The 11,853-nt window shown below is 75.5% G+C and carries 5 protein-coding genes; 3 read left to right on the top strand and 2 right to left on the bottom strand.

Annotated elements, in window-relative coordinates; all coding sequences use genetic code 11:
- Window positions 1-195 precede the first annotated feature (195 nt).
- From ABD363_RS26895 to ABD363_RS26905, 3 genes are all read left to right on the top strand, one after another.
- Complete coding sequence (locus ABD363_RS26895) at window positions 196-1,911, top strand: SpoIIE family protein phosphatase (RefSeq protein ID WP_344608045.1); 1,716 nt, start codon at window positions 196-198, stop codon at window positions 1,909-1,911.
- Window positions 1,912-2,385: 474 nt separating this feature from the next.
- Window positions 2,386-2,763: a hypothetical protein gene (locus tag ABD363_RS26900; protein ID WP_344608047.1), complete on the top strand. Its 378-nt coding sequence runs from the start codon at window positions 2,386-2,388 to the stop codon at window positions 2,761-2,763.
- A gap of 157 nt (window positions 2,764-2,920) precedes the next feature.
- Window positions 2,921-4,090: an ABC transporter substrate-binding protein gene (locus ABD363_RS26905; RefSeq protein WP_344608049.1), complete on the top strand. Its 1,170-nt coding sequence runs from the start codon at window positions 2,921-2,923 to the stop codon at window positions 4,088-4,090.
- Window positions 4,091-4,298: 208 nt separating this feature from the next.
- Here ABD363_RS26905 and ABD363_RS26910 read toward each other — a convergent pair whose 3' ends face one another.
- Together ABD363_RS26910 and ABD363_RS26915 are read right to left on the bottom strand one after the other, a co-directional pair.
- Window positions 4,299-5,660, bottom strand: a complete 1,362-nt coding sequence (locus ABD363_RS26910) for an NAD(P)/FAD-dependent oxidoreductase (protein WP_344608059.1) — start codon at window positions 5,658-5,660, stop codon at window positions 4,299-4,301.
- Window positions 5,661-6,101: 441 nt separating this feature from the next.
- A partial coding sequence (locus tag ABD363_RS26915; RefSeq protein ID WP_344608051.1) for a MupA/Atu3671 family FMN-dependent luciferase-like monooxygenase occupies window positions 6,102-11,853 on the bottom strand: 5,752 nt, incomplete at its 5' end.

An 11,853-nucleotide genomic window follows, 5' to 3' on the forward strand; every position in this document is an offset into this window, starting at 1 on the left:
GGACGAGTTGGAACAGGACACCGAGATTTCACTTCACCACAGCAAAGCAAGCGCCTCGGCGGACCCGGCCGACGGCAGCGGACCCGGCCCGCGGGGCGCCCGCGCGCGCGTCGCCCGTGCCCATCGGGGAACACCGGAACCAGACACGAACGGACGCCGACCGCACCACGGGGCCTCCGGTCGGAAGGCGAGAACATGACCGAGAGCACGGCAGCGGACACGGCCGGCGAGCAGGTCCGGGAAGACGCCCCGGACGCGCTCGCCGCGACACTGGACGCTCTGGGCACCGGCGCCTACCTTGCCGACGAGCAGGGCTGCATCCTCGGCGTCAACGCCCGGGCCGAGCGGTTCCTGGGGCGGCCCGCGGCGGCGCTGGTCGGCCGGGACGCGCACGACCTGCTGCACCGCAACCAGCGCGGGGAGCTCCTGCCCAGGACGCAGTGCCGGATCCGGGGAGCCACCCTGTCGGGCCGCACGGCACAGGGCGGCGACGCGTGGATGGAGTGCGGCGACGGCTCACTGCTGCCGGTGTCGTGGCTGGTCACGTCGTACGCCCCCGCCGACCGCCCCGCCGTCACGCTGGTGATCTTCCATCCCCGTGACGACGCCGGGACGGAGGGCGGGGAGCCGGAGCCGGTCACCGCGTCGCTCACGGAGCTGGAACGGCTCGCCCTGCTGGCGCAGACGACCACGCTGCTGACCTCCACCCTGGACGTCGACGAGGCGCTGCACACGCTGATCGGCCTGGTCGTGCCCCGGCTGGCGGACTGGGCGGTCATCGACCTGATCACCGAACGCGACGAGGTGTGGCGCTTCGCGGTCGCACATTCGGAGGAGGGAGGCCTGACGTACCGGGAGGATCTCCAGGGACCGATGCCGCCGGTGCCGCAGGAGTCCCCGATGCCGCTGTCCCGCGCCCTGCGCGGCGTGGCGTCCGCGCTCGCCGGGCCCGAGACCTACCAGGGACCGCCGGACTCGGGCATCGCGGTCGAGCAGCGCCGTCTGTTCGAGGCGACCGGCATGCACTCGGCCGCCATCGCCCCCATCCGCAGCCTGCGCGAGGTCCTGGGCGCTCTCACCCTGGGCCGCTCGGAACGGCCGGAACGGTTCACCCCGTCCGACATCACCCTGCTGGAGGACATCGCGCGCCGGGCCGGGCTGGCCCTGGAGAACGCGCGTCTCTACCAGCGGCAGCGCAAGGTCGCCGAGACCATGCAGCGTCATCTGCTGCCCCAGCTGCCGCGGGTGCCGGGGCTGGGGATGACCGCTCGTTACCTTCCGGCGCCCGACGCCTCACAGGTCGGCGGCGACTGGTACGACGTGTTCCCCCTGGCGGACGACGTCACGGCCCTGGCCATCGGCGACGTCGTCGGCCACGACCTGGACGCCGCGGCCGGCATGGCGCAACTGCGCAACATGCTCCGCGCCTACGCCTGGTCGCAGCAGGAACCGCCGAGCAAGATCGTCGAGTGGCTCGATCACGCGTCCCTGCACGTCACCGAAGTGTCCATGGCCACCATGATCTTCGCCCGGCTGACCGTCGCCGACACCGGGCAGTACGAGCTGTCCTGGACCAACGCCGGGCATCCACCGCCCCTGCTGATCACCCACGACGGCGTGGCCCGCTACCTCACCGACGGGCACGGCATCCTGCTGGGCGTCGCGGCCCACCGGGTCCGGCCCGACGCGACCGCGGTACTGCCTCCCGGATCCACCCTCCTGCTGTACACCGACGGGCTGGTCGAATCGCCGGGGCGCTCCATCGACGAGGGCCTGGACCGCCTGCGCCGGCACGCCGCGGCGCTGGCCCACCGGCCCCTGGAGTCCCTGGCCGACCGTCTCCTCGCGCAGGTCCGCCCGCCGCTCAACGACGACGACGTCGCCCTCCTGGCGGTGCGCATCCCCTCCTGACCCGGCGCGGACGTGCTGCCCGCCGCGTCCGGGCCCGCGGTGCGGGGCGGCGACGTCGTCCCGGCGTCCCGCGCCGCGGGCCGGTGAGGAGTCCGTCGCGGAACGCGTCGAGAGGGTCGCGGCCCGGCCCGGCGGCGTCCGCCGAGCCGGGCCGCGCCGTGCCGGGCGGTTCGCCGCGGCGTCGGGCGGGACCGCGCGGTCGCCTCCGGTCCTCGGCGCAGGCGCGCGGCGGGGCCGGGGACCGGACACGGCCATCCGCGGTCCCCGGAACGGGCCGGCCGGCGCCGCGGAGCGTGCGCACCGGTCGGGACGCCGTCAACGGCCGCACACTCGCCATCCCGTCGGAGTAACCGATCAACCTTCTTGCAGATGATTCACCGGCGTGAAGCACATGCCGATCGTCCACGCCGTCGTTGGAACGGACGAACCCGGCTCCGCGGCCGGGACCGACCCGACGGAAGGAAACCGACACAGATGTACGGCGCACGGCGTATCGCGGTGATGGCTTCGATGGTGGGGATGCTGATGGCGGCCCCCGCCGGCATGGCCACGGCCCATGCCGCTGACGGCGACGCGGGGGCGGGCGGTGTGCTGTCCAACCTCTCCGGCCGGAACTCCTCCGGTCACGCCAACCTCTGCGGCACGGGCAAGCTGGCGCTCTTCAAGGAGCGCACCTGTGTGACCAAGGACCACGGCAACGGCGGCGGAGACGTGGCCGGCCCCAGCGGAGGCGTCCTGTCCAACCTCCTCTTCGCCCGCAACGCCTCGGGCCACAGCAACAACTGCGGCAACGAGACGGTGGCGGTGTTCAGCCGGACCACCTGCATCACCGTGGACCACTCCGGCCACTGAGCGGCCCCGACGGGGGGTGAGGGGGCCGGTGTCCGGGGCTCGGCGTCCGCCGGCGCCGCGGCACCGGCCCCCTCCGCGACGGGGAATCCGGGAAGACCCAACGAGAAGGACAGGCGGTTCGTCAGCCGAGATGTCGTCGAATTCCTTGTGTTTAGGCGTGGTGGCGCCCCTGACGGGGCGGCTGGCCCCGCTCGGGACGCCGTTGTCGTACGTCCTGCGGGCACTGGCGCCCCGGCTCGCGCACGTGCGCAACGGCGGCCGCCGCTACGACGTGACCGTCGCCGTGCGCGACAGCCGATCCGATCCGGAGGCGGCCCGGGCCGCGGTGCGCGATCTGGTCCGTGCGGACGGGGCGCACCTCGTGCTCACCATGGCCGGGACGCGGGTACTGCCCGCCGTCACCGACGCGTGCGAGGCGGCGGAGGTCCCCTGTGTGTCGACCACCTTCCCCTGGCAGGCGTACGTCCACGCCCGCGGCGCCGATCCCGGGCACCGCTTCCGGTGGACGTACCACTTCGCCTGGGGACTGGACGGCATCGCGAGCGTCTTCGCCGACCTGTGGGAGGGGGTCGACGGCCACGCTCCCGTCGGCTGCCTCTGGAACGACGACCTGCAGGGGCGGCTGCTGCGCCACGACCGGTACGGCTTCCCCCCGGTGGCGTCCGCGCGCGGACGCTCCCTGGTCGATCTCGGCCCCTACCGGGAGCCGGCCGACGACTTCGGGACGCAGGTCGACCGGATGCGGGAGCACGGCGTCGGTCTCGTCACCAGCGCCGCCACCGCCACCGACCTGGCCCTCTTCCACCGGAAGGCCCGTGAGGCGGGACTGCGGCCCCGGCTGATCACCTGCTCACGCTGGCTGACCTATCCGCACACGCACACCGCTCCCGCCCCCGGCGTCCACGGCGAACTCGCCGACGCGCGCGTGGCCACCCTGGTCTACTGGAGCCCCGGGCACCCCTACCGCTCCAGCCTGGACGGCACCACCTGCGCCGAACTCGCCCGCGCCTACCAGCAGGCCACCGGCGCTGCCTGGCTCCAGCCCCTGGGCCTGGCCCACGCCCTGCTGGAGACCGCCCACCACGCCCTCACCGCCGCGGACGATCCCACCGACCGCGCGTCCGTCGCACGGGCCGTCGCCGGATCCACCGTCGACACCATCGCCGGAACCCTGGACTGGACACGGGGGCCGACCCCCAACATCGCCCTTCTGCCGCTGGTCGGCGGCCAGTGGCAGCCCGGCCCGAGGGGGCCGCGCCTGGCCGTCGTCAGCAATGCCGCGCACCCGGACGTCCCCCTCACCGGCGACCTCGCTCCGGCGCACTGACACGGTCTCGTCCGCCCCGGGAAAGCGCGGGCGGAGGACGTCCGGGCCGGCCCGGACGTCGGACCGGACGAGGTCGAACCGGTCCGGGTCCATCGCCTCGTCCCACGCGGCGACGGAGGTGCCGCACGAACGCCTCTTCGCGTCGTCGCTCGCGCGGGACCTCCACGGGCGCGCGGCTCGGACACGTGCCGACCGGTGGAAGACGGTCTCAGATCACCGGTTCCTCGCGGGCCGCCGGAGGCTCGGCGGGGGTCGGGGCGGCCGGGCCGAAGAGGACGGCCCGCGCCACCGGAGGGGTGAACAGCACGGTCAGCGGCGCCGCCAGGCTCAGTACGGACCGGAAGGCCGCCCCGACCACGGGGTCGCCGGGGTAGCGCTCCTGGACCCGGCGCAGGTACCACCCGGTGGCGCGGTCCGCGGCGCCGCCGGTGACCGCGGTGCCGGTGGCGCCGGGCATGTGCTTGTCGGCTCCGGCCGAGATGTCCCAGGCCTGCCGGGACGACGACAGCAGTGCCCGCTGCACGCGGCGTGTCGTGGGCGTACGGCGTGGATCGGCCAGGGCGTCGCGGAGGGCGACCGCGTTCATCGCGGCGACGGCCATGCCCTGCCCGTAGATCGGGTTGAACGCGCACAGGGCGTCGCCGGTCGCCAGGAATCCGGCCGGGCTCCGGCCCGGCAGGTCGTACCGGCGCCGGACGTTGGCGGTGTTGCGGAAACCGAACACCGGGGAGAGGGGCTCGGACGCGCGCAGCCACCGGTGCACGAACGGATGCGGCAGCTTCTCGGCGTAGGCCGTGAACCCCTCCTCGTCCGTGGGCGGTTCGTCACCGCGCAGCCCGGAGAAGGTGACGAGATGGGTGCCGTCCCCCAGGGGCAGGACGACGGCGCCGCGGGTCTGGGACGGGCCGGGGACGACGTGGTAGCCGAGGGTGCCGGTGCCGAGGATGCCGCTCGTGTCGCGGTACATCCGGGTGGCGTACGCGAGACCCGTGTCGATGGTCTCCTCCCGCGGAGCTCGCGCCCCGAGCGCCGTGAGCCACCGCGGAGCCTTCGTGCCCCGGCCGGAGGCGTCCACGACCAGGTCGGCCTCGACCGGCCGGGGCTCCGTGTCCGCCGCGTCGCCGCGTTCCCTCAGCAGCACGCCCCGCACCCGGGAGGCGTCGCCCAGGAGACCGACGGCTTCCGTGCCCTGCACCACGGTGATCGACGGATTGGCGAGGACCCGTCGCCGCACGAGGTGCTCGAGCCGGGCACGGGAACCGGTGTGGATGTACGTCGACGCGGGCAGCCGGCGGAACCAGCACCCGTTCTGCCACTGCACCATGTCCGCCGGCATGCCCACCCGCGGCGCGCCCGCCGCCCGCAGCTCGTGCAGGAAGCCCGGCAGCAGTGACTCCAGGGCCGACTGCCCGCCCTCCAGCAGGACATGGATGTGCCGGCTCTGCGGCACGCCGGGGCGCGGCTCCGGCTCGTCGGGGAACCGGTCGCGCTCGACGACGGTCACCCGGTCCGCGTGGGCGGCGAGGACATGGGCCGCGAGCAGGCCCGCCAGACTGCCGCCGACGACCACCGCATGACGCCCGATCCGGGTGCCGCCCGGCTCTCCGTCCGCGTTGCGCGCAGTGTGCACCGATTCCGCTCCCCTGGTCGGCAGGTCGTGAGGAAAGCATCAGTATCGTGGTCCCGCGGGGGCGGGTGGTCGTGTTTCGGCCCTTTTCCAGGGGACGGCGACGGCCGCGGCGGTCCGCTCCGGGGCGGTGCCGCCGGCGCCGGCCGCGGGACGGATCGCCGTGCTCCCGACGGCCCCCGCCCTCGCCGCGGTCGGCCCCTCCGCCGCCACGGCGCCCCGGGAGGACCGCGCGGTGCCCGGCGCCGACGGCTCCGGCGGGCGGCCACGGCACCGGCGCCCGCCCGGTCCGGCGCATCCGGCCCACGAGGCGGCGCGGCGCGAGGGAGCGCGCCGGCCGGCGGGTGCGGTGGGCCGCGTCCCGCCGGCCGGCGCGGGGCCGGGTCAGGCTCCGGGGTCCTCGGTGACTCCCTCCCGCAGGACCCCGACGTAGTCGCGGGCCCAGCCCTCGATCGTCGAGCGGTCCCACAAATCGGCCGAATACTCGATGAAGCCCGCCAGTTCGTCCCCGGCCGGCACGAGCCCGAAGGTGAGGTCGGTCCGGGCGGCGGCGGGGGCCAGGTCCTCGACCGCCGTGGTCAGGCCGGGCAGTTCGACCTCGGTCTCCAGGGAACTCTGGTACGCGAAACCGACGTCCAGCCGGTCCGGCAGGTCGACGCCCTTCCGCCGCCGCATGGCCGGGGCGATGCGGCGGATCGGCATGGCGTGGTCCATGCTCCGCGCCGCCGTGCGGGAGACCCGGTCGGTCACGGCGGCGAAGGAGCCGGCCGCCGCCTCGCGCACCCGCAGCGGGAACCCCGTGACCGTGCAGGCGAGCAGCGACTCGAACGCGCGGCGCTCGCGATTGGCGTAGGAGACGTTGAACAGGACGTCCCGCCGGCCGGACTTCCGCGTCAGCGTCCGGCCCAGGGCCGCCGCGGTGACCACGAAGGGGGTCGTGCCGCGCTGCCGCGCGTAGCGCTCCACGGCGGCGCGTACCTCGGCCGGCACGGTGAACGTCACGACGCCGCCCCGTCCGCTCGCGGCACCGGGCCGGGGCCGGTCCGGCGGCAGGCCGGACGTGCAGGGCACGCCGTCGAGCTCCCGCAGCCAGAACTCCAGCTTCCGCTCGTCGGCGGCCGGGTCGGCGTGCTCCCGCTGCCAGCGCGCGTACGCCGCCGGCTGGTACGGCTCGGGCGGCAGGGTGACGGGACCGCCCGTCACGGCGGAGCCGTAGAGCGCGGCCAGTTCCCTCAGCAGCAGGCTGACCGACCATCCGTCGCACGCCGAGTGGTGCAGGACGAGCAGCAGGACCCAGGAGCTGTCGCCGGTGCGCAGCAGGCGCAGGGCCGTCGGGGCTCCCCCGGTGGGGTCGATCGGCGTCTCGGCGGCCTCGGCGCAGGCCCGTTCCGCGGCGGCCTCCCGCTCCCGCGCCGGACGGCCGGTGAGGTCCTCGACGGGCAGGTCCACCGGCCGGGGTGCCAGCACCTCCTGCTGCCAGTCCTCGCCGTCCCTCACCAGGCGGGTCCGCAGTCCCTCGTGCCGCTCCACGAGCCGGGTCAGGGCGGTGCGCAGCGCCGCCACGTCCAGGGTCCCGGTGAGGGTGAGCCGCAGGGCCACGTTGAAGACCTGGGGAAGGGGGTGGGAGTCGTGCACGGAGGCGAAGCGGACCTGCTGCTCGGTGGCGGGGGCCCGGCGCACCACCGAGTCGGCGCCGGGCTCCGCCGTCCCGCCCGCGGTGCGGGCCAGCTGGTCCGTCATGGCCCGCGGGGTCGGCTCCTCGTAGAACCGCGCCATCGGGAACTCCGTGCCGAACTCCTCCCGGACCCGGTTGACCAGGCGCATGGCGGTGATCGAGTGACCGCCGAGGTCGAAGAACGAGGCGTCGTCCCCGATCCCGTCGGCGTCGATGCCGAACTCGGCCGCCCACAGCTCGCGCACCCGCCGCCCGAGGTCCGTGCGGCGGCCGACTTCCGGCTCCGCGCCGGTGCCGCGCGGCTGCCGGTGCGGCACCGCGGCGACCAGGTCGGGCGGGGGCAGCGCCGCGCGGTCCAGTTTGCCGTTGCCCGTCAGGGGCAGGGCGATGAGGACGTGCCAGGCGCGCGGCACGAGGTACTCCGGAAGCCGGTCCGCCAGTTCCCCGGCCGCCAGGTCGGCGAACGCCTGCCGGTCGGCGGCCGCTTCGCCCACGGGGCCGGCGGGGACGGCGTAGGCGGCGAGATACGCCTCGCCCCGGTCGTCGCGGCGGGCCAGCACGGCCGCCTCCCGTACGCCGTCCAGGCCGTTGAGGACGCGGGAGACCTCCTCCGGTTCGACCCGGAAGCCGCGGATCTTCACCTGGTCGTCGGCCCGGCCGCGGAACTCCAGCCGTCCGTCCCCGGTCCAGCGCACCAGGTCGCCGGTGCGGTACAGGCGGGCGTCCGGGCCGCCGTCCGGGTCGGGCAGGAAGCGTTCCGCGGTGAGGTCGGGCCGGCCGCGGTAGCCGAGGGCCACCCCCGGGCCGCCGACGTACAGCTCCCCCACGGCGCCGACCGGAACGGGGTCGCCCGCCGCGTCGGCCACGCGCAGCCGCACGTTGTCGACCGGGCGGCCGATCGCGATGCCCTCCCCCGTCCCGGTCGCTCCGCGGTCCTCGGGGGTCACGGTCTGCACGGTGCACAGCACGGTGACCTCGGTGGGCCCGTACACGTTCACCGTCTCGTACCGCGCCTCGGGCCGCGGCCGGGTGCGCAGCACGTCACCGCCCAGCAGCAGGAAGCGCAGCGGCGGCTGGTCGTCCGGCGGCAGCCGCAGCACCTGCTCGCCCAGGGCCGTCGGCAGGATGGAGAAGGTGATCCGCTGCCCGGCGTACCACCGGACGAGGGCGAGCGGATCCCTGCGGACCGTCTCGTCGGCGACGGCGACGGTCGCGCCCGCGGTCAGCGCCGGCCAGATCTCCAGGATCGACGCGTCGAAGCTCTGGCTGCACACGACGGCGCTGCGGTCGGCCGCGGTGAACGCGAACCGCCGGTGGTGCCACCGGCACAGGTCGACGACGCCCCGGTGCGGCACCTCGACGCCCTTGGGCGTGCCGGTGCTGCCCGAGGTGTAGACGACGCAGCACACGGACGGTGCGCCGCCGGCGGCCGTCCCGGCGGGCCGCGGACCCTCGGGCACGGCGTCGGGCGCCACCGCGGTCACTCCCCGGGGCAGCGGCAGCGCGGCCGCCTCGGCCGGCCGCGCCACCACGAGCCGGGCCCCGCACTCGGCGATCACCTGCGCGGCGCGCGCCCGGCCCAGGGACGGGTCGAGCGGCACGTAGGCGCGTCCCGCCTTGAGCACGGCGAGCAGTGCCACGACGAGGTCGGCGGAGCGCGGCAGCCACACGGCCACCACGTCACCGCCGTCGTGCGCGGCGTCGTGTTCGCGGAGCACGGCGGCGAGCCGTTCGGCGCGCTCGTCCAGGTCGCCGTAGGTGAGCCGGGTGTCGCCGCTGATCACGGCCGGGTGGTCCGGCTGCGCGGCGGCCCGCCGGGCGACCAGGGCGTGGACGGTGGTGTCCTCGGGCGGACGGGACGGGCCGTGCTGCCAGGAGCGGGGCACGGGCTCCCCGTCGGCGACCCGCGCGGCGAGCCGGGACAGCGGTGTCCGCGGTGCCTCGACGGCGGCGGCCAGCAGGTCCCGGAAGACGGCGAAGAACTCCTCCACGGTGCCCGGGTCGAACAGGTCGGTGTTGTACTCCAGGTGGCAGCGGATGCCGTCCGGCCGGTCGGTGAAGTAGACGGTGAGGTCCGTCAGCGCCTTGTCCGGTCCGGCGTCCAGCGGTGTGGCCCGGACGCCGGGCAGGTCGAACCGGAACGGCTCGGCGGACTGGAACTCGGCGAGCACCTGGAACACGGGGGTGCGGTCGGTGCTGCGCTGCGGGGCGAGCGCGCGCACTACCGTCTCGAACGGCACCCGGGAGTGGTCGTAGGCGTCCAGCGCGACGGCGCGCACCCGGTCCAGCAGCGTGTCGAAGGCGGGGTCGCCGGACAGGTCGAAGCGCAGGGCGAGGGTGTTCACGAAGAAGCCGAGCAGGTCCCCGGCCCGCTCCGGCCGGTCCGAGACCGGCGTGCCGACGATGATGTCCTCCTGCCCGGTGACCTGGTGCAGCATCGCCGCGTACCCGGCGAGCAGGGTCATGAACAGGGTGCTGCGGCGGGCGCGGCTCAGTGCGCGCAGCCGCCGGGACAGGTCCGCGTCGAGGGTGCGGAACACCGCGCGGCCGTGGGAGGTCATCGGCGAGGGCCGGGGCCGGTCGGTGGGCAGGTCGAGGACGGGCAGCTCGCCGTCGAGCGCGCGCAGCCAGTAGGCCAGGTCCTCCTCGGTCCCGGGACGGTCCGCGTCCGCCGCCCGCTCCCGCGCGTAGTCGGCGTAGGACCAGGTCAGCGCGGGCAGGCCGGGGTCGGTGCCGTCGCGTTCGGCGCGGTAGAGGGCGGACAGGTCGCGGGCCAGGACGGTGGCGGAGGCCGCGTCGACGACGATGTGGTGCAGGGACAGCACGAGGACGTGCTCCTGCTCGGCGAGCCGGACCAGCCGGGTGACGAACAGCGGGCCGGCCGTCAGGTCGAACCGGCGCGCGCTCTCCGCCGCCAGCACCTCCTGGACCGTTCGCGGGCCCCGGCCGGCGCCGTCCACGACCTCGAAGTCGGGCTCGGCCGGGGCCCGCACCACCTGCCGCGGCTCGCCTCCGCTCTCCCGGAAGACGGTGCGCAGTCCCTCGTGGCGGGCGACCAGCCCGCGCACGGCGGCCCGCAGGGCGGGCACGTCGAGCGGGCCGTCGAGGCGGATCGCCTTGACCTCGTTGTAGGCGGTACGGCCCGGGAGCAGGCGCTCCAGGAACCAGATGCGCTCCTGGCCGGGGGACAGCGGCGCGTCGTGCGGGGCGGCACCGGGGCCGGGCGGGGCGAGGACGGCGGTCCCCTCCCGGCGCCCGCGGTCCTCCCGGCCGGCAATGCTCTCCCGGTAGTGGCGGCACAGCGCGTCGAGGCGGGGCAGGCCCGCGCGCAGGGCGTCCGGCGCGACGCCGAAGTCGACCAGGGCGACGACCTCGTCGGCGCCCGCCGCGGCGACGGCGTCCACCACCGGGCGGACGCTGTCCGGCGTGCCGATCAGGGCCCGCTGGTCGCAGTAACGGCCGTACGCGCGGCGGAACACGGTCTCGAGGTCGTCCTCGCTGAGGGCGGCCAGGTCCACGCTGTGCCCGAGGCTGTTGGTGACGCCGCTGAACAGGGACAGGGACGCGCGCATGTAGCGGGACAGCGGTTCGTACGCCTCGGTCCGCGCGCCGTCGTGGTCCCCGGCGAGGTAGGTGTGCAGCAGCACGGCCACCCGTCCGGCGCCGGGGTCCAGCCCGTGCCGGGCCCGGGCGTCGCGGTAGCGGGCGATGTTCTCCCGGAGCTGTTCCACGCTCTGGGTCATCAGGTTGGTGACGACGCCGAGGTCGTGGCGGGCGGCGAGTTCGTACGACGCCGGGTTGGCGACCACCGCGGTGTACATCGGCGGGGCGTCCTGCACGGGCCGCGGGAACAGCCGTACCTCGGCCTCGCCGTCGCCGGTGGTCCGCCGCAGCGGCTGCCCGCGCCAGAACCTCCGCACCTGCTCCAGCTGTTCGTACATCGTCTCCCGGTGCCGGCCGAAGCGGTCGGGGAAGAAGACGAAGTCGTTGGCGTTCCAGCCGCCGGCGACGCCGATGCCGACGCGTCCGCCGGAGAGGTTGTCGACCATCGACCACTCCTCCGCGACCCGGATCGGGTCGTGCAGCGGCAGGACGACGGAGCCGGCGTTGAGGCGGATGCGCCCGGTCTCGCGGGACAGCGCGGCGGCGAGCACCGCCGGGTTGGGGAACAGGCCGCCGAAGGAGTGGAAGTGCCGCTCGGGCATCCACAGCGCGTGGAAGTCGTGCCGGTCGGCGAACCGGGCCACCTCCATGAGCAGTTCGTAGCGGCCGGGGCCGGAGGCGTCCCGGTCCTGCGGGTAGTCGCCGAAGAAGTAGACGCTGAAGTCGGGGGCGCGGGGGGTGTCCTCGCGCGCGGGTGCCGTGCGGGAGGTGGTGACGGCGGCGGCGTTCCAGGCCAGGGCGGCGGCCGGGGCGCGTTCCGGTTCGTCCGCGGCGGGCGGCTGTTCCAGGACGACGTGG

This window comes from Streptomyces glaucus, assembly GCF_039533365.1.
Taxonomy (GTDB): Bacteria; Actinomycetota; Actinomycetes; order Streptomycetales; family Streptomycetaceae; genus Streptomyces; species Streptomyces glaucus.

What these genes read in the sequence shown, in the direction of transcription:
- ABD363_RS26900 (WP_344608047.1), top strand. Translation starts at nt 2,386, where the DNA reads ATGTACGGCGCACGGCGTATCGCGGTGATGGCTTCGATGGTGGGGATG.
- ABD363_RS26895 (WP_344608045.1), top strand. Translation starts at nt 196, where the DNA reads ATGACCGAGAGCACGGCAGCGGACACGGCCGGCGAGCAGGTCCGGGAA.